The organism is Pseudomonas sp. UBA6310, assembly GCF_002438225.1.
Taxonomy (GTDB): Bacteria; Pseudomonadota; Gammaproteobacteria; order Pseudomonadales; family Pseudomonadaceae; genus Pseudomonas_O; species Pseudomonas_O kuykendallii.
Window position 1 is genome coordinate 1 of record NZ_DJTK01000077.1, and the last position, 19487, is coordinate 19487.

Genomic DNA, 19487 nt, shown 5'->3' on the forward strand with positions numbered 1-19487 from the left:
CCCTGGTGGATTGGACGTCTGGTGCGTCCCTGTCGGCTGAATATAAGCACAGCCCATCGTCCGATGGCAGGCGTCCGGTCGGGAAAGACCCTGCTGCACGGTCGGACTTGTTCATTTTTTGTGCTATATTCCGCGGCCGTGAAATTCAGCCGGTCCCCTGACGATGCAAGCCGCCAAGCCGTTGTTCGACTATCCCAAGTACTGGGCCGAGTGTTTCGGCCCTGCGCCTTTCCTACCGATGAGTCGCCAGGAAATGGATCAGCTCGGCTGGGACAGTTGCGACATCATCATCGTCACCGGCGATGCCTATGTCGATCACCCGTCCTTCGGCATGGCCATCATCGGACGCCTGCTGGAATCGCAAGGTTTCCGCGTCGGCATCATCGCGCAGCCGGACTGGCAGTCGAAGAACGATTTCATGAAGCTCGGCGAGCCGAACCTGTTCTTCGGCGTCGCCGCCGGCAACATGGATTCGATGATCAACCGCTACACCGCCGACAAGAAAATCCGCTCCGACGACGCCTACACGCCGGGCGGCCTGGCCGGCAAGCGTCCGGACCGCGCCAGCCTGGTCTACAGCCAGCGCTGCAAGGAGGCCTACAAGCACGTGCCGATCGTGCTTGGCGGCATCGAGGCATCGCTGCGCCGCATCGCGCATTACGACTACTGGCAGGACCGCGTTCGTCATTCGATCCTGATCGACGCCTGCGCCGATATCCTGCTCTACGGCAACGCCGAGCGCGCCGTGGTGGAGATCGCCCAGCGCCTGTCGTTCGGGCAGAAGATCGAGGACATCACCGACATCCGCGGCACCGCCTTCGTCCGCCGCGACACGCCCGCCGGCTGGTACGAGATCGATTCCACGCGCATCGACCGTCCGGGCAAGATCGACAAGATCATCAACCCGTACGTCAACACCCAGGACACCGCCGCCTGCGCCATCGAGCAGGAGAAAGGTGCGGCCGGCTTAGGTGCGGCCGGCTTAGGTGCGCTCGAGGACCCCAACGAAGCCAGGGTCGTGCAGCTGCTGCCGAGCCCGAAGCTGACCCGCGACAAGACGGTGATTCGCCTGCCGTCCTTTGAGAAGGTGCGCAGCGACGCCGTGCTCTACGCCCACGCCAACCGCGTGCTGCACCTGGAAACCAACCCGGGCAACGCCCGCGCGCTGGTGCAGAAGCATGGCGAGGTCGACGTCTGGTTCAACCCGCCGCCCATTCCAATGAGCACCGAGGAAATGGACTACGTGTTCGGCATGCCCTACCAGCGCGTCCCGCACCCGGCGTACGGCAAGGAGAAGATCCCGGCCTACGAGATGATCCGTTTCTCGGTGAACATCATGCGGGGCTGCTTCGGCGGCTGCACCTTCTGCTCGATCACCGAGCACGAAGGCCGGATCATCCAGAACCGTTCCGAGGAGTCGATCATTCGCGAGATCGAGGAGATCCGCGACAAGGTGCCGGGCTTCACCGGGGTGATTTCCGACCTCGGCGGACCGACCGCGAACATGTACCGCATCGCCTGCAAGAGCCCGGAGATCGAATCCGCGTGCCGCAAGCCGTCCTGCGTGTTCCCCGGCATCTGCCCGAACCTGAACACCGACCATTCCTCGCTGATCCAGCTGTACCGCAGCGCCCGCGCGTTGCCCGGCGTGAAGAAGATCCTGATCGCTTCCGGCCTGCGTTACGACCTGGCGGTTGAGTCGCCGGAGTACGTGAAAGAGCTGGTCACCCACCACGTCGGTGGCTACCTGAAGATCGCCCCGGAGCACACCGAGGAAGGTCCGCTGAATCAGATGATGAAGCCGGGCATCGGCAGCTACGACCGCTTCAAGCGCATGTTCGAGAAGTACTCCAAGGAGGCGGGCAAGGAGCAGTACCTGATCCCCTACTTCATCGCCGCGCACCCGGGCACCACCGACGAAGACATGATGAACCTGGCCCTGTGGCTCAAGGGTAACGGCTTCCGTGCCGACCAGGTGCAGGCGTTCTATCCGTCGCCGATGGCATCGGCCACCGCGATGTACCACTCGGGCAAGAACCCGCTGCGCAAGGTGACCTACAAGAGCGAGGGGGTCACCATCGTCAAGAGCGAGGAGCAGCGCCGTCTGCACAAGGCCTTCCTGCGCTACCACGACCCTAAGGGCTGGCCGATGCTGCGCGAAGCGCTGACCCGCATGGGCCGCGCCGATCTGATCGGGCCGGGCAAGCACCAGCTGATTCCCCTGCACCAGCCGGCGACCGAGGGCTACCAGAGCGCCCGGCGCAAGAACTCGACGCCGGCCGGCAGCCACAAGGTCGCCAAGGAACAGAAGATCCTCACCCAGCACACCGGCCTGCCGCCGCGCGGCAGCGACGGCAGCAAGCCGTGGGACAAGCGCGAGGAGGCCAAGGCGGCCGCCCAGGCGCGGCGCCAGGCGGATCGCGCCAGCGGTGCGCCGCCGCGGGGCAAGGGCAAGAAGCCGGTGCGCCCGGTGGCACCGCGCTGACGGGTGTTGAGTCCCGGTGAGCGCCGCGTGGCGCTTGTTCCGGGATCTACCTCTTGGTGAATCCTTCCCGCAGCGGTCCACGGTGTATCCCCGCTCTACCGAGATGTCCCGCGCCTGTTTTCCCTGCAGCAACCACCTCCTCCGCCGGGTCAGCTTGCCGCAGGGCGGTCGATGCCCCATCCTTGACCGTGTCGCGCAAGCGCCGGCGGCCCGTGCTCCCTCATGGTGCCGGCGGGCGTAGACCGCTCCCTGCACGGGCCCGATTGGCTGGCATGGGTCTTGCGCGTCGCAAGTCATCGCCCAGGCCCGCAGGAGGCTCGTCGTGTCGATCCATGTCGCGTTGCACCACGTAACCCACTATCGCTACGACCGCCTGGTCGAGCTAGGCGCGCAGATCGTGCGGCTGCGCCCGGCGCCCCACAGCCGTACACGCATCCTCTCCTACTCGCTCAAAGTCCTGCCGGAAACCCATTTCATCAACTGGCAGCAGGACCCCCAGGGCAACTACCTGGCGCGCCTGGTGTTCCCCGAGAAAACCCGCGAATTCAAGGTCGAGGTCGACCTGGTCGCCGAGATGGCGGTGTTCAACCCCTTCGATTTCTTTCTCGAGCCCTACGCCGAGAAGATTCCCTTCGCCTACACCGGCGAGGAGAAGCGCGAGCTGGCGCCCTACCTGGTGCAACTGCCGCTGACGCCGAAGTTCGAGGCCTATCTCGCCGGCATCGACCGCACCGCGACGCCCAGCGTGGATTTCCTGGTAGCGCTCAACCAGCGGCTGTCGAAGGACATCCGCTACCTGATCCGCATGGAGCCGGGCGTGCAGACGCCCGAGGAAACCCTGGTCAGCGCCTCTGGTTCCTGCCGCGACTCGGCCTGGCTGCTGGTGCAGCTGTTGCGTCACCTGGGCCTGGCCGCGCGCTTCGTCTCGGGTTATCTGATCCAGCTCACCGCCGACGTGAAATCCCTCGACGGCCCGAGCGGCACCGACGTCGACTTCACCGATCTGCACGCCTGGTGCGAGGTCTACCTGCCGGGCGCCGGCTGGATCGGCCTGGATGCCACCAGCGGCCTGTTCGCCGGCGAAGGACACATTCCGCTGGCCTGCAGCCCCGACCCGTCGTCCGCGGCGCCGATCAGCGGCGCGGTGGAGAAGTCCGAGGTCGAGTTCAGCCACGACATGCGCATCGAGCGCATCTGGGAAGCGCCGCGCGTCACCAAGCCCTACAGCGACGAGCAGTGGCAGGCCATCGACCGCCTTGGGCGAAAGATCGACGCCGATCTCAAGCGCGATGACGTGCGTCTGACCATGGGCGGCGAGCCGACCTTCGTCGCCCTCGACTACCCCGACGATGCCGAGTGGAACACCGCGGCGCTCGGCCCTAACAAGCGCCGACTGGCGGCCGAACTGTTCCATCGCCTGCGCGAGCACTACGCGCCGAATGCGCTGGTGCACTTCGGCCAGGGCAAGTGGTACCCGGGCGAACAACTGCCGCGCTGGTCGCTGAACTGCTTCTGGCGCCGCGACGGCGAGCCGATCTGGCAGGACCCGGCGCTCTACGCCGACGAAACCCGTTACTACGGCGCCGATGCGCGCCTCGCCGCGCGTTTCCTCTCTACCCTGGCCGGACACCTCGGGCTGTCCGGCGAGCATGCCTTCCCGGCCTTCGAGGATTGGCTCTACTACCTCTGGCGCGAGCGCAAGCTGCCGCTCAACGTCACGCCGGAAGACTCGCGCCTGGCCGATGCCCAGGAGCGCGAACGCCTGCGCAAGGTGTTCTGCCGCGGCGTCGGCGAAGTGGTCGGGCACGTCCTGCCGCTGGCGCGCAGCGAGAAAGGCGAGGAGTGGGTCAGCGGGTCCTGGTTCCTGCGCGACGAACACTGCCGGCTGATTCCCGGCGACTCGGCGATGGGCTACCGCCTGCCGCTGGACTCGCAGCCGTGGGTGCGCGAGGCCGACTACCCCTTCGTGCGGCCGCGCGATCCCAACCAGTTCTTCGCCGACCTGCCACCGCGCCTGGAAATCCAGGGTCGGGTGAAGACGCCGCTGTTTCCGCAGAAGGCCGCCAAGGCCGAGGACCCGACGCCGCCGCCGAAGCTCAACGAGTCCGCCCACCGGATCGTCCGCACCGCGCTGTGCGCCGAGCCGCGTGACGGCCGCCTGTACCTGTTCATGCCGCCGCTGGAGCGTCTCGAGGATTACCTCGAACTGGTCGCGGCGATCGAGACCACCGCCCGCGAGCTGCGCTGCCCGATCCTCATGGAAGGCTACGAGCCGCCCAGCGATCCGCGCCTGACCAACTTCCGCGTCACCCCCGATCCGGGCGTGATCGAGGTGAACATCCAGCCCTCGGCGAGCTGGGAAGAGCTGGCCGAACGCACCGAGTTCCTCTACGAGGCGGCGCGGCAGACGCGCCTGACCAGCGAGAAATTCATGGTCGACGGTCGCCACACCGGCACCGGCGGCGGCAACCACTTCGTCCTCGGCGGCGCGACCCCGGCGGATTCGCCGTTCCTCCGGCGTCCGGACCTGCTGCGCAGCCTGATCAGCTACTGGCACAACCACCCGTCGCTGTCGTACCTGTTCTCCGGGCTGTTCATCGGCCCGACGTCGCAGGCGCCGCGTGTCGACGAGGCGCGCAACGACTCGCTGTACGAGCTGGAAATCGCCTTCGCGCAGATGCCCGAGCCGGGCGCGGAATGCCCGCCGTGGCTGGTCGACCGCCTGCTGCGCAACCTGCTGGTGGATGTCACCGGCAACACCCACCGCGCCGAATTCTGCATCGACAAGCTGTACTCGCCGGACGGTGCCACCGGGCGCCTCGGCCTGCTCGAGCTGCGCGCCTTCGAAATGCCGCCGCATGCGCGCATGAGCCTGACCCAGCAGTTGCTGCTGCGTGCGCTGGTGGCGCGATTCTGGAACGAACCCTATGCGCCCCTGCGCCTGGCGCGCTGGGGCACCGAGCTGCACGACCGTTTCCTGCTGCCGCATTTCGTCGAGCAGGATTTCGCCGACGTGATCGCCGAGCTCAACCAGGCGGGCTATCCGCTGCGCAGCGAATGGTTCGCCGCGCACTTCGAGTTCCGCTTCCCGCGCTACGGCGACTACGTGGTGCAGGGCATCGACCTGGAGCTGCGCCAGGCGCTCGAACCCTGGCACGTGCTGGGCGAAGAGGGCGCGGTGGGCGGCACGGTGCGCTACGTGGATTCGTCGCTGGAGCGCATGCAGGTCAAGCTCAGCGGCCTGGCGCCGGACCGCTACATTCTCACCTGCAACGGCGCCAGCGTGCCGTTGCGCGCCACCGGCAAGGTCGGCGAGTTCGTCGGCGGCGTGCGCTATCGCGCCTGGCAGCCGGCGAACAGCCTGCAGCCGAACATCCCGGTGCACGCGCCGCTGGTTTTCGACCTCTTCGATACCTGGATGCAGCGCTCGCTGGGCGGTTGCCAGTATCATGTCGCCCATCCTGGCGGGCGCAATTACGAGACCCTGCCGGTCAATTCCAATGAAGCCGAGAGCCGGCGCCTGGCGCGTTTCTTCCGCTTCGGCCACACCCCAGGCAAGCTGGCGCCGCCGCGCCCGGTTGTCTCGGACGAGTTGCCGATGACCCTGGACCTGCGCCGCGTGTGAACCAGAGCCGCGCCGCGCAGGTTCAGCCTGCGGGATTCGAGCGCGGCCATGATCGGCCCTGATTAACTGTCTATCGAGCCACTGATGCCCGACTTGCTTGCCGATTGCCCGCCCACCCCGCGGGCTTATCACGAAATGCTCGATGCGAGCGGCCGGGTTCGCCCGCACTGGGACAAGCTCTACCAGCACCTCGAGCGCAGCAGCCCGGCGCAGCTGGAACAGCGCCAGGCACTGCTCGATCGGCAGATTCTCGAGAACGGCGTCACCTACAACGTCTATGCCGACCCCAAGGGCACCGATCGGCCCTGGGCGCTGGACCTGCTGCCGAACCTGATCAGCGCCGAGGAGTGGCAGGGCATCGCCGCCGGCGTCGCCCAGCGCGCGCGCCTGCTCGACAGCGTGCTCGCCGACATCTACGGCCCCCAGCAACTGCTCGCCGACGGCCTGCTGCCGACCGAGCTGGTGTTCGGCCACAACAACTTCCTGTGGCCGTGCCAGGGCATCCGTCCGCCGGGCGGCACCTACCTGCACAGCTATGCCGTGGACCTGCGCCGCGCGCCGGACGGGCGCTGGTGGGTGATCGCCGACCGCACGCAGACGCCCTCCGGCGCCGGCTACGCGCTGGAGAACCGGCAGATCATCTCGCGCACCTTCCCGGACCTGTTCCGCGAACTGCGCGTGCAGCACCTGAGCAGCTACTTTCGTACCCTGCGTGAAACGCTGGTCCAGCAGGCGCCGCGCGAGGACAACGAAACGCCGATGGTGGTGCTGCTGACCCCGGGCCGTTTCAACGAAACCTATTTCGAGCACCTCTACCTGGCGCGCCACCTGGGCTTTCCGCTGGTGGAGGGCAGCGACCTGACGGTGCGCAACGCCACCCTGTACCTGAAGACCCTGGGCGGCCTGCAGCGCGTGCACGCCGTGTTGCGGCGCCTGGACGACGACTTCTGCGACCCGCTGGAACTGCGGACCGACTCCGCGCTCGGCGTGCCCGGCCTGCTCGAAGCGGTGCGCCAGGGCCGCGTGCTGGTGGCCAACGCACTGGGCAGCGGTGTGCTGGAGTCGCCCGGGCTGCTCGGCTTCCTGCCGAAGATCCAGGAGAAGCTGTTCGGCGAGGAACTGCTGCTACCGTCCATCGCCACTTGGTGGTGCGGCGAGGCGCCGGTGCTGGAGCAGGCGCTGGAGAAACTCGCCGACCTGCTGGTGATGCCGGCCTTCCCCTCGCAGAGCTTCGTCCCGCAGTTCGGTCACGACCTCGACGCCGCCGGGCTGGCCAACCTGACCCGGCGCATCCGCGCGCGGCCCTACGCCTACGTGGCGCAGGAGGTCGCACAGCTGTCGCAGGCGCCGGTCTGGCAGGACGAGCATATGCAGTCGCGGGCGATCGGCATGCGCGTCTACGCGGTCGCCAGCGCCGACGGCTACCGGGTGATGCCGGGCGGGCTGACCCGCGTTTCCGCCGAATCCGGCGCCCAGGTGGTGGCCATGCAGAGCGGCGGTGGCAGCAAGGATACCTGGGTGCTGGCCGGCCACGCCGCGCTGGGCGAGGCGCCACGCCCGCGTCCGCTGGGCGTGCACGACGTGGTCCGCCGCGACCCGCACCTGCCCTCGCGGATCGTCGAGAACCTGTTCTGGTTCGGCCGTTACGCCGAGCGCTGCGACGACCTGACCCGCCTGCTGCGCGTGGTGCTGTCGCGCTATGTCGGTGACGACGACGAGCCCATGGCGCTGGCGACCGCGCTGCAACTGGCGGAGGACCTCGGCGTGCTGCCGGACGAGGAGGAGGACACGCTGGAAGAACGGCTGTTCGTCGCCCTGCTCGGCGAGGACTGGATCTACAGCCTGCGCGCCAACCTGCAGCGGCTGAACTGGACCGCGTCGCAGGTGCGCGGGCGGCTGTCGCGGGAGAACTGGTTGGCGCTGATGGAAATCCAGCGCGAGGCGCAGACCCTGGAGCGCGAGGAGGCCGATCTCGGCGAGCTGCTGGACTTCCTCAACCGCCTGCTGATGTCGCTGTCGGCGCTGTCCGGCTTCGCCCTCGACGACATGACCCGCGACGACGGCTGGCGTTTCCTGATGATCGGCCGGCGCATCGAACGCCTGCAGTTCCTCGCCGAAGCCATCGCCGGGTTCCTCGACGGCGAGGCCGTGCAGGACCAGGCGGCGCTGGAGTGGCTCCTCGAGCTGGGCAACAGCACCATCACCTACCGCTCGCGCTACCAGGCCGCGCCGCAGCTGATCCCGGTGCTCGACCTGCTGCTGCTGGACGAGCAGAACCCGCACGCGGCGCTGTTCCAGCTGCTCGAACTGGAGAAGGCGCTGGACCACCTCGGCGAGCAGTTCGGCAGCCAGAACGAGCTGACCCTGGCGCTGCTCACCGACCGACTGCGCCTGGTCGACCTCGGCACCCTGGAAAACGCGCTGTTCGGTGAGGCCGGCAAGCGCGCCGTGCTCAACGGCCTGAGCCAGTTGCTGCGCGCGGTCGGCGAGGCCGCCGGGCAGCTTTCGGATCGCCTGGCGTTGCGCTTCTTCGCCCACGTCGACGCCAGCCAGCAGACGGTGTCCTCATGAGTGCGCGCTACCAGGTCATCCACGACACCCATTACCAATACGCCACCGCGGTGTCGCTGGCCAAACAGCTGGCGCACCTGTGGCCGCGCGACTGCGCCTGGCAGCGCTGCATCGTCCGCGAACTGAACGTCGAGCCGGCGCCGACGCAGCGCCGCGACGAGCTGGACATCTTCGGCAACCCGCTGACCCGCCTGGCCTTCGAGCGGCCCCACGAGGCGCTGCGCGTCGAGGCGCGCCTGGACGTGGAGATTCTCGCCCGGCCGCTGCTCGATCCCCTGCAGTCGCCGCCCTGGGAGGACGCCAGCGCCGCGCTCTCCTACAGCGGCGCGCCGCTGTCGGCCGAGGTGCTGGAAGCCAGCCGCTTCCGCTTCGAGTCGCCGGCGGTTCGCCTCAAGTATTCCTTTGTCGATTACGCCGAGGACTGTTTCACCCCCGGCCGCCCGCTGCTGCAGGGCGTCCAGGCGCTGATGCAGAAGATCTTCCGCGAGTTCACCTTCGATGCCACCGCCACCCAGGTGGCGACGCCGCTGCTTGAGGTGCTGGAGAAGCGCCGCGGGGTCTGCCAGGACTTCGCCCACCTGATGATCGCCTGCCTGCGCTCGCGCGGCCTGGCGGCGCGCTATGTCAGCGGTTACCTGCTGACCCAACCGCCGCCCGGCCAGCCACGGCTGATCGGCGCCGATGCCTCGCATGCCTGGGTGTCGGTGCACTGCCCGCGACAGGGCTGGGTGGATTTCGACCCGACCAACAACGTGCAGCCGGGCCTGGAGCACATCACCCTGGCCTGGGGGCGTGACTTCTCCGACGTGTCGCCGCTGCGCGGGGTGATCCTCGGTGGCGGCAGCCACGACCCCGACGTGCAGGTTACCGTCACCCCGGCCGGCGAGGTGGCCGTGGCTCCCGAGCGCGAGTAGCGCCCGGGAGCGTCGCCTCACTGCGGCGTCTGTGGCGTCACCCGCCACACCGTATCGCCGACGTCGTCGGCCACCAGCAGCGCGCCCCGCTTGTCCGTCGCCACGCCCACCGGGCGGCCGAGGGCTTCGCCGTCGTCACTGAGGAATCCGCTCAGCACGTCTTCCGGTGGGCCGGCCGGGCGACCGTTGGCGAAGGGCACGTAGACCACCTTGTAGCCACTGCGTGGCTCGCGGTTCCAGGAACCGTGCTGGCCGACGAAGGCGCCACCGCTGTAGCGCTTGAGCAGGTCGCCCTGATAGAAGGTCAGGCCCAGCGAGGCGGTGTGGGCGCCCAGCGCGTAGTCGGGGACGATGGCCTTGGCCACCAGGTCGGGGCGCGGGGGCTGGACACGGCTGTCGACGTGCTGGCCGTAATAGCTGTAGGGCCAGCCGTAGAAGCCGCCGCTCTTCACCGAAGTCATGTAGTCGGGCACCAGGTCGCTGCCGATCTCGTCGCGCTCGTTCACCGCCACCCACAGCTCGCCGCTTTCCGGTTGCCAGGCCAGGCCGTTCGGGTTGCGCAGCCCGGCGGCGAACAGCCGCGACGTGCCGCGAGCCGGGTCGACCTCGAGGATGCCGGCACGGTCGCGTTCGGCGTCGATACCGTTCTCCGCGACGTTGCTGTTGGAGCCGACGCTGACGTAGAGCAGCGCGCCATCGCGGCTGGCGACCAGGTCCTTGGTCCAGTGGTGGTTGATGGGGCCGGCCGGCAGGTCGACGATCTTTTTCCCTGCTTCGTCGATGTGCAGGGCCCCCTCGCGGTAGGGGAAGCGCAGCACCGCGTCGGTGTTGGCGACGTACAGGCTGTCGCCGACCAGCGCCATGCCGAACGGCGAGTTGAGGCCTTCGATGTAGGCGCTTTTGACCTCGGCGACGCCGTCGCCGTCGGCATCGCGCAGCAGGCTGATGCGGTTGGCGCTGCCCAGCCCGGAGCCGGCGCGCTGCATGCCCTTCTTGGTCAGCCAGGCCTTCACCCCGTTGTCGTCGTCCGGTTTTGGCGGTGCGTCGGTTTCGGTGACCAGGATGTCGCCGTTGGGCAGCACCAGCAGCGTGCGCGGGTGCTCCAGGCCCTTGGCGAAGGCCTGCACCTGCAAGCCCTGGGCGGCGACCGGCGTCTGCCCCTCGGCCCAGCCGCGGGCCTTGGCCATGTTCACCGTCGGCAGCAGGCTCGAGGCGGGCTCGGGCAGCTTGGGCTGCGGGCCGTAGCTGTCGGCGATCGGCAGCGTGGCCTTCTCGCAGCCGACCAGCGCGACGCAGAGGGCAAGGGTGAGCGGCAGGGTGGGTAGGCGGTTCATCGCATCTCCGGGGTTCAGGGGAGTCGTTCTCGTGGGTGGGTCTCGTCGTCCGAGTCGTTCGGTGAAACCTTGGGAATGACGAAGAAGATGACCAGGGCGAGCAGGGTGCTGAGCACCGCCGTGGCTTCGCGGCCCATACCCACGGCGATGCCGATGGCGGCGGTCAGCCAGATGCCGGCTGCGGTGGTCAGGCCGTGCACTTCGTGGACGCTGTTGCCCTTGATGATGGTGCCCGCGCCGAGGAAGCCGACGCCCGCGGCGATGCCCTGGATGACCCGACTCAGGGCATCCTGCTCGGCCCCGGACATGTGCGGGGCGAGCACGAACAGCGCGGCGCCGAGCGACACCAGCATGTGCGTTCGCACGCCGGCGGCCTTGCCCTTGGCGGCGCGCTCATAGCCCAGCGCACCGCCGAGCAGGGCGGCGAGGCCCAGGCGCAGCACCAGGCGCGTGGTTTCGGCAAGGTCCGGCAGGTCGGAAAACTCTTCGGCGACCGTCGCGCTGATGATCTGCCACCACTCCATGCACCGCTCCCGCCGTCATGCGCCCGTCGCGCCTCGGCAGTTTTGACCTCGCCGCGCTGCGAGGGTTTTATCCGCGCATCGAACGCGCGGGCAGGGCCTAGGGCGTGACCTCGAAACGCAGCACGCCGATCATCTGCCCGGCCTCGGTGACGACCTGCACCTGCCAGTCGCCGACCACGTCGTCGGGGAAGTTCTGCTTGTGCGTCCACGAGCGGTAGCCTTCCTTGCCGCCGCCGTGGATGTCGAGGGCGATGCGGTCGACGATCTGTCCGTCGTGCTGCCAGACGTGATAGATGCGCTCCTTCAGTCCGCGCGGCGCGTTGATCCGGGTGAAGGCGTAGAGACCCTGGCTTTTGAGCTGCGCGGCGCTGATGCTTTCCACGCTGACGCCGGGCTTGCGGGAAAGGTCGTCGAACTGCTCGGTGACCGCCACTTCGCCCAGCCAGAGGGTCGACGGCGGCACCCACAGCCGCGCTTGCCAGCCCACCGCGCCGAGCACCAGCATCAGCGCCAGCGAGATCAGCCAACGCCGCCAGCCGGCCAGCTTGAGGCTGCCGATCAGGCTCGGGAACGACAGCACCGCGGCCACCCCGAGCGACCAGACGTAGGCCTGCGGCGTGCTCAGGTGAAGGATGATCGGCAGCGCGGTGAGCAGCACGGCGAACAGCGTCAGGCTGTGGAACGACATGAATACCCAGCGCCGCGCGGCCAGCCCCTTGTAGTACAGCGGGTCGGTGATCGAGGCCAGCGCCGCGGCGCCGAGCAGGCCGGTGAACAGCGCCTGGCCGCTGTTCCAGGTCGTGGTGATGAAGAAGAACGGCAGGACGAAGAACAGGCTCTCCTGGTGGATCATCTGCGTCGCATAGCGCAGCAGCGGCGGCGGCAGGTCGAAGCCGAACCAGCGCGCGGTGCAGCGGCGCAGCGTGCTTTCGAGCACCAGCCAGAGCCAGCTGACCAGCATGGTCACGGCGATCAGCTTGGCCAGGCTGGCTTGTCGGTCGACCAGCAGGAAGCTGGCCAGGCCGGAGACGAAGCCGAACACCGCGATTGCACGCGGGTAGCGTCGCAACAGTTCGGTGACCAGGCCGACCAGGCGCGCGATTCGGGTTTTCCAGACGGACATGCGGTTCTCGGAGCCGTGAATGGGGGCGTTCAGGTACGGGCGTAGGCCGTCAGCGCGGCTCGCGGTCTTCCCACTTGGGCACCACGGTGGGCCGCCAGGCGTCCAGCAGATCGAGCAGGCCGGAGGCGGAGTCGCTCAGCTGCAGCATCTCGCGATGCGGCGGACGGACGAAGCCTTCGTTCATCAGGTGATCGAGAAATGCGCCGAGCTTGCCGTAGAACCCCATCACCTCGAACAGGCCGAGGGGTTTGGCGTGATAGCCGAGCTGGCCCCAGGTCCACACCTCGAAGAGTTCCTCCAGGGTGCCGAGCCCGCCCGGCAGGGCGATGAAGGCGTCGGAGAGTTCGGCCATGCGCGCCTTGCGCGCGTGCATGCCGTCGACCACTTCCAGGCGGGTGAGGCCGGGATGGCCGATCTCCGCGTCACGCAGGCTTTGCGGAATGATGCCGATGACTTCGCCGCCGGCCCTGAGCGTGGCGTCGGCGACGATACCCATCAGGCCCACCGCGCCACCGCCGTACACCAGCGTCATGCCGCGTCGGGCGATCTCTTCGCCGAGGCGCTCGGCGGCCTCGCGGTAAACAGGATCCCGGCCCGTGCTGGCACCGCAGAACACGCAAACGGAACGCAACGACATCATCTACTCCGTGGTCATTCAGGCACACAGAGTAACGGCCCGCGCGGGGCGCGGCCATGCTTTCAGACGAGTCGTTCGGTGTCGGGGCTGATGCCGCTGGCACCACAGGCATAGGCCGCCAGTACCGCGCGCAGTAATTCGTTGAGATACATCATTACTCTCCTAAAGTGGCGTTGACGGTCTCATCCTATAAGGTCAGGGTATGCCCCACTCGTTGAGAATCTGTATCAACCCGATAGTCCGACATGCGGATTCCGGGTGCGCGGTGTCAGCGATATCCCGGCCCACGAAGCCAGGACCATCGCCGGCCTCGACGTCATGCTGCGGCACGGCGTCTTTGCGACACGGCGCCGCAGGTGCTGTGTAAGAAGCCGCTGCTCTGGCAGTCTTGACGGGATGACTCACTGCCAATGCCCTACTGCCCAGGAGGCAAGATGATCCGCAAACTCGCAATCGCAACCCTGCTCGCCGTCGCCAGCGCCCCGGTCTTTGCCGCCGAATGCAAAGTCGATATCGAGGCCACCGACCAGATGACCTTCAACACCAAGGCCGTTCAGATCAGCAAGAGCTGCAAGCAGTTCACGGTGAACCTGAAACACGTCGGCAAGCTGCCGAAGAACGTGATGGGCCACAACTGGGTGCTGACCTCCGCCGCCAACGAGCAGCCGGTCGCAACCGACGGCATGTCCGCCGGCCTCGACAAGAACTACATCAAGGAAGGCGACGACCGCGTCATCGCCCACACCAAAGTGATCGGCGGTGGCGAAAGCGACTCCGTGACCTTCGATGTGTCCAAGCTGGCTGCCGGCACCGACTACGCGTTCTTCTGCTCGTTCCCGGGCCACGTCGCGATGATGAAGGGCACGGTCACCCTGGTCGACTGAGTCGTCCATCGATCGAAAGAAGGCCGCTTCCGAGCGGCCTTTTTCATGCCCGGCGTTTCGTCCGAGTGGGCGCCGGGAGGGCGGTCATTCCCTTTTTTCCTGCTGAGTTCAGAGCCGCGCGAGCATCCAGCGCACGAAGTCGCGCACCTTCGGCACTTCGGCCACCTGCTCCGCGTAGGCCAGGTAGTAGGCGTTGTGGCTGCTCATCGCGTGGTCCCAGGCGACCACCAGCTTGCCTTCGGCGAGCTCCTCCGCGACCAGGAAGCGCGGCAGCAGGGCCACGCCGCAGCCGACCTGGGCGGCGCGGATGCACATGTAGAAGCTGTCGAAGCGCGGCCCGTGATAACTGTGTTCGGTATGCAGGCCCTGGCCGAGGAACCAGTCGTGCCAGGCTTCGGGGCGGCCGGTGTTCTGCAGCAGGACGAAGTCGGCGAGCCGGGTCGGGTCTTCCAGCGGCTGTTCGGGCAGCAGCCCCGGCGCGCATACCGGCAGCATCTCCTCGTCGAACAGACGCACGCATTCGGCGCCAGGCCGTGCACCCTGGCCGAAATAGAACGCCAGGTCGCTGCGGCCCTGGATCAGGTCGTCCGGCTCGCGCTCCTGGCGCAGGTCGAGGTGGATCTGCGGGTATTCCAGGCGCCAGCCCTTGAGTCGCGGAATCAGCCAGCGCGCGGCGAAGGTCGGCGGCGCGCAAACGCGCAGCACCTCGGTCTCGCCGCCGTAGGAGCGCAGGTAATGGGTCGACATTTCGATCTGGGTGAGGATCTTGCGCACCTCGTCCAGGTACAGCGAGCCCGCCGGGGTCAGTTGCAGGCGACGGCGCACGCGGCGCAGCAGCAGATGCTGGATCTGCTCCTCGAGCTGGGCGACCTGCTTGCTCACCGCGCTCTGCGTCAGGCTCAGTTCCTCGGCGGCGCGGGTGAAGGACAGGTGCCGCGCCGCCGCCTCGAAGCATTGCAGCGCGGTGAGCGAGGGCAGGTTGCGTTTGTTGAGCATGGCGGCCTCGGGTGGAGGGGTCTTTGCATGAGCGAATGGAATGATAACTGGAACAATGCTCGTTTGTTGGCACGCCCGGTAGCCGCTATTAATAAGGCATCCCTCGTCACCGATTTTCAGGAGTTCGCATGCTCGGCCCATTGTTCGACCGTCTGGGGCTTTCCCCGCAGCTGATCCAGCAGGGCGATCTCGCCGTGCACACGCCCATCGACGGCAGCCGTATCGGCAGCGTCGCGCTGCAGGGCGCCGCCGATGTCGAGCAGGCGGTCGGGCGCGCCGAGCGGGCGTTCCAGGCGTGGCGCTCGGTGCCGGCGCCGCGTCGCGGCGAGCTGGTGCGGCAGTTTGGCGAGGCGCTGCGGGCGCACAAGGCCGACCTCGGCGAACTGGTGTCCTGGGAGGCCGGCAAGATCACCCAGGAAGGGCTGGGCGAAGTGCAGGAAATGATCGACATCTGCGACTTCGCCGTCGGCCTGTCGCGTCAGCTGTATGGCCTGACCATCGCCTCGGAACGTCCCGGCCATCACATGCGCGAGAGCTGGCAGCCGCTGGGCGTGGTCGCGGTGATCAGCGCCTTCAACTTCCCGGTCGCGGTGTGGGCGTGGAATGCCGCACTGGCGCTGGTCTGCGGCAACCCGGTGATCTGGAAGCCGTCGGAGAAGACCCCGCTCACCGCGCTGGCCTGCGAGGCGCTGTTTGACAAGGTGGTCGCCGGTTTCGACGGCGCGCCGGAGTACCTCAATCAGGTGCTGATCGGCGATCGCAGCGCCGGCGAAGCGCTGGTCGAGGACCCGCGCGTGGCGCTGGTCAGCGCGACCGGCAGCACGCGCATGGGGCGCGAGGTGGCGCCCAGGGTCGCCGCCCGTTTCGCCCGCAGCATCCTCGAGCTGGGCGGCAACAACGCGATGATCCTCGCGCCCAGCGCCGACCTCGACCTGGCCGTGCGGGCGATCCTGTTCAGCGCCGTGGGCACCGCCGGGCAGCGCTGCACCACGCTGCGCCGGCTGATTGCCCACGAATCGGTGAAGGAGGAGATCGTCGCCCGGCTGAAGGCAGCCTACGCCAAGGTGCGCATCGGCCATCCGCTGCAGGGCAATCTGGTCGGTCCGCTGATCGACCGGCAGGCCTTCGAGGCGATGCAGGGCGCGCTGAGCCAGGCGCGCGGCGAGGGCGGCAAGGTGTTTGGCGGCGAGCGCCAACTGGCCGAGCAGTTCCCCGAGGCGTTCTACGTGTCGCCGGCCATCGTCGAGATGCCCGAGCAGAGCGACGTGGTGCGCGGCGAGACCTTCGCGCCGATCCTCTACGTCATTGGCTACAGCGACTTCGAGCAGGCGCTGCAGCTGAACAATTCGGTGCCGCAGGGGCTCTCCTCCTGCGTGTTCACCAACGACGTGCGCGAGGCGGAGCAGTTCATGTCCGCGACCGGCAGCGATTGCGGCATCGCCAACGTCAACATCGGCCCAAGCGGCGCGGAGATCGGCGGCGCCTTCGGCGGCGAGAAGGAAACCGGCGGCGGCCGCGAGTCCGGCTCCGATGCCTGGCGCGCCTACATGCGTCGGCAGACCAATACGGTGAACTACTCGCGCGAACTGCCGCTGGCGCAGGGCATTACCTTCGACTGAACAGGCGGCGTTTCAGGATCTGCCGGGCATCGGCTCGCTGGGGAGCCTAAGGAAAGGAGTGTCGGACATGACCATGCTGCGCCAGGAATGTCTGTGGGAAGCGCTGACCCCGAAGCGGCCGCGTGCGGCGGCGCTGGCGGGGGAACACAAGGCCGACGTGTGCGTGATCGGCGCCGGCATCACCGGGCTGTCGGCGGCGCTGCACCTGCTCGAGCGCGGCAAACGGGTGTGCATCCTCGAGGCCCATGAAGTGGGTCATGGCGGTTCGGGGCGCAACGTCGGGCTGGTCAACGCGGGCATGTGGATCGCCCCGGACGAGATCGAAGCCGGCCTCGGCCTCGCCGTCGGCCAGCAACTGAACCAGACGCTGGGTGCGGCGCCCGCGCTGGTGTTCTCGCTGGTCGATCGCTACGGCATCGATTGCCAGCTGCGCCGCGAGGGCACCCTACACATGGCGCACAACGCCGCCGGGCTGGCCAACCTGCGCAGCCGCTGCGAGCAGTGGCAGCGCCGTGGCGCGCCGGTCGAGCTGCTCACCGGGCAGGCCTGCGCAAGTGCCACCGGCACCGAGCGGATCGCCGGCGCGCTGCTCGACCGCCGCGCTGGCACGCTCAACCCGATGGCCTACACGGTTGGTTTGGCGAACGCGGTGCAGACCCTCGGCGGCGAGTTGTTCGAGCATTCCCCGGTGGCCCGGCTGGAACGCCAGGGCGCGCAGTGGGTGGTGCGCAGCGATGCCGGGGCGGTGCTCGCCGAGCAGGTCGTGATCGCTTCGAGCGCCTACACCGAGGGCGAATGGAGCGAGGTGCGGCGGCATTTCTTTCCCGGCTTTTACTATCAGGTCGCCTCGATGCCGCTGCGGGACGAGGAGGCCGCGCGCATCCTGCCGGGCGGACAGGGCTCCTGGGACACCCGCCAGGTGCTCAGCAGCATCCGCCGCGACGCCGACGGCCGCCTGCTGCTCGGCAGTCTCGGCAACGGCGCGCGCAAGCCGGTGTGGTTTCTGCGCGCCTGGGCCCGGCGCATCCAGAAGCATTACTTCCCCTACCTGCCGGCGGTCGATTGGGAATACACCTGGACCGGCTGCATCGATTTCACCCCGGACCACCTGATGCGCCTTTTCGAGCCTGCGCCGGGGCTGCTCGCGGTGGCCGGCTACAACGGTCGTGGCGTCACCACCGGCAGCGTGGTCGGCAAGGCTTTCGCCGATTACCTGTGCACGGCGGATGCCGGCGCGTTGCCGATGCCGTTCCGTTCCACGCCCGCCGTCAGTGCGCCGCGGCTGCGCAGCGGGATGTACGAGATGGGGTTTTCGCTCTACCACGCCGGGCAATGCCTGCGGGTGGTGATCTGAGCCTCAAGAGGCTGGTCAGCGATGGTGCGGGTGGGTATTTTCGGTGCACCAGCGGTGGGCGAACTACCCCTAGTAAGTGGCCGTTACCGAAAGTAAAAACGGCCCTTCGGGCAGGCTGTCGCATATCTGCCCGAAAAAGGCGCATTGAAATAGGGGGTCGTGGAAATTTTTTTCGAATCCTCTGATTTTTTGACAAGACCCTCTGTTTCTCTCCATTCGGCCGGAGTTTCCTCGGGATGGCACAAGGCTTGCTCTTGCAAGCTGCCAATCCAAACCCCTCAGGGAGCAACTCCATGCCTCACAAGTCTTTCAACAAAGGTGTTCTGGCTTTCGCTGTTGCTAGCGCGATGAGCCTCTCCTCTTTTGCATACGCAGACGTAGTCATTGGTGTAGCCGGTCCGATGACCGGGGGTAACGCCGCGTTCGGCGAGCAGCTGTGGCGTGGCGCTGAACAAGCCGTCGCCGACATCAACGCTGCCGGTGGCATCAACGGCGAGAAGATCAAGCTGGTCAAGGCGGACGACGCCTGCGAGCCGAAACAGGCCGTAGCGGTCGCCAACCGTCTGGTCGACTCCGACAAGGCCGTCGCCGTGGTCGGTCACTTCTGCTCCTCCTCGACCATGCCGGCCTCCGAGGTCTATGACGAAGCAGGCATCATTTCGATTACCCCGGCGTCGACCAACCCGCAGGTTACCGAGCGCGGCCTGACCGGCGAATTCCGCATGTGCGGTCGTGACGACCAGCAGGGCGTGGTTGCCGGCGACTACATCGTCGATACCCTGAAAGCCAAGAAAGTCGCGGTCATCCACGACAAGGACACCTACGGCCAGGGCCTGGCCGACGCCACCAAGATGGAGCTGAACAAGCGTGGCGTTAAGGAAGTCCTCTACGAAGGTCTGACCCGCGGCGAGAAAGACTTCAACGCCCTGGTCACCAAGATCCGTTCCACCGGCGCCGAAGTCGTCTACTTCGGTGGTCTGCACGCCGAAGCCGGTCCGCTGGTCCGCCAGATGCGCGAGCAGGGCGTCACCGCCAAGTTCGTTTCCGGCGACGGCATCGTCACCGACGAATTCGTCGGCACCGCGGGTGGCGCGCAATACGCCAAGGGCGTGCTGATGACCTTCGGCGCCGACCCGCGTCAGATCCCGGATGGCAAGGCCGTCATCGAGAAATTCCGCGCCAACGGCTATGAGCCGGAAGGCTACACCCTGTACTCCTACGCCTCGATCCAGACCATCGCCGCCGCCTTCGCCGGCGCCAAGAGCACCGAAGGCGCCAAGGCTTCGGCCTGGCTGAAAGCCAACCCGGTCTCCACCGTCATGGGCAAGAAGGAATTCGATGCCAAGGGCGACCTGAAAGTCTCCGACTACGTGATGTACGAGTGGGACGACGCTGGCAAGTACAAGCAACTCTGATGTCAG

The 19487-nt window shown here is 67.5% G+C and carries 13 protein-coding genes; 8 read left to right on the plus strand and 5 right to left on the minus strand.

The features are described 5' to 3' along the window. The first annotated feature begins 163 nt into the window (after positions 1-163). The 4 genes from B3E91_RS19115 (at position 164) to B3E91_RS19130 (ending at position 9595) form a co-directional block, all read left to right on the plus strand. Positions 164-2485, plus strand: coding sequence for a YgiQ family radical SAM protein (locus B3E91_RS19115; protein ID WP_287031016.1), 2322 nt, complete (start codon positions 164-166; stop codon positions 2483-2485). Between the two features lie 322 nt (positions 2486-2807). After that, positions 2808-6110: a DUF2126 domain-containing protein gene (locus B3E91_RS19120; protein WP_287031017.1), complete on the plus strand. Its 3303-nt coding sequence runs from the start codon at positions 2808-2810 to the stop codon at positions 6108-6110. A gap of 84 nt (positions 6111-6194) precedes the next feature. Next, the gene (locus tag B3E91_RS19125) at positions 6195-8681 is read left to right on the plus strand and encodes a circularly permuted type 2 ATP-grasp protein (RefSeq protein ID WP_287031018.1); all 2487 of its coding nucleotides are present in this window, start codon (positions 6195-6197) and stop codon (positions 8679-8681) included. Next, positions 8678-9595, plus strand: coding sequence for a transglutaminase family protein (locus B3E91_RS19130; protein WP_287031019.1), 918 nt, complete (start codon positions 8678-8680; stop codon positions 9593-9595). The genes B3E91_RS19125 and B3E91_RS19130 overlap by 4 nt, the downstream gene beginning before the upstream one ends. A gap of 17 nt (positions 9596-9612) precedes the next feature. On the opposite strand, the gene B3E91_RS19135 is transcribed toward B3E91_RS19130, so the two are convergent. The 4 genes from B3E91_RS19135 to B3E91_RS19150 all read right to left on the minus strand — a co-directional run bounded on the left by B3E91_RS19135 (position 9613) and on the right by B3E91_RS19150 (position 13213). Next, entirely contained in the window at positions 9613-10929 is a 1317-nt protein-coding gene (locus B3E91_RS19135) for a PQQ-dependent sugar dehydrogenase (RefSeq protein WP_287031020.1), read from the minus strand. A 14-nt stretch (positions 10930-10943) separates the two neighbouring features. After that, on the minus strand, positions 10944-11453 hold the full coding sequence (locus B3E91_RS19140) for an MgtC/SapB family protein (protein ID WP_090223806.1): 510 nt from the start codon (positions 11451-11453) through the stop codon (positions 10944-10946). Between the two features lie 97 nt (positions 11454-11550). After that, positions 11551-12576: a DUF5924 family protein gene (locus tag B3E91_RS19145; protein ID WP_287031021.1), complete on the minus strand. Its 1026-nt coding sequence runs from the start codon at positions 12574-12576 to the stop codon at positions 11551-11553. A gap of 49 nt (positions 12577-12625) precedes the next feature. Next, the gene (locus tag B3E91_RS19150) at positions 12626-13213 is read right to left on the minus strand and encodes a TIGR00730 family Rossman fold protein (protein WP_090223803.1); all 588 of its coding nucleotides are present in this window, start codon (positions 13211-13213) and stop codon (positions 12626-12628) included. A gap of 434 nt (positions 13214-13647) precedes the next feature. Between B3E91_RS19150 and azu the strand changes: the two genes are divergently transcribed. Then, entirely contained in the window at positions 13648-14097 is a 450-nt protein-coding gene (gene azu, locus B3E91_RS19155) for an azurin (RefSeq protein ID WP_090223801.1), read from the plus strand. A 108-nt stretch (positions 14098-14205) separates the two neighbouring features. Here the strand turns inward: azu and B3E91_RS19160 are convergent, their stop codons facing one another. Continuing rightward, positions 14206-15093 carry a LysR substrate-binding domain-containing protein gene (locus B3E91_RS19160; protein ID WP_287031022.1) on the minus strand — a complete coding sequence of 296 codons (888 nt, stop codon included), beginning with the start codon at positions 15091-15093 and terminating at the stop codon, positions 14206-14208. Between the two features lie 128 nt (positions 15094-15221). Here B3E91_RS19160 and B3E91_RS19165 point away from each other — a divergent pair, with 128 nt between their 5' ends. The 3 genes from B3E91_RS19165 (at position 15222) to B3E91_RS19175 (ending at position 19481) form a co-directional block, all read left to right on the plus strand. Beyond that, entirely contained in the window at positions 15222-16712 is a 1491-nt protein-coding gene (locus B3E91_RS19165; protein WP_287031023.1) for an aldehyde dehydrogenase family protein, read from the plus strand. A gap of 73 nt (positions 16713-16785) precedes the next feature. Beyond that, positions 16786-18066, plus strand: a complete 1281-nt coding sequence (locus B3E91_RS19170; RefSeq protein WP_414708304.1) for an NAD(P)/FAD-dependent oxidoreductase — start codon at positions 16786-16788, stop codon at positions 18064-18066. Between the two features lie 293 nt (positions 18067-18359). Continuing rightward, positions 18360-19481, plus strand: a complete 1122-nt coding sequence (locus B3E91_RS19175; protein ID WP_090223795.1) for a branched-chain amino acid ABC transporter substrate-binding protein — start codon at positions 18360-18362, stop codon at positions 19479-19481. Positions 19482-19487: the final 6 nt, after the last annotated feature.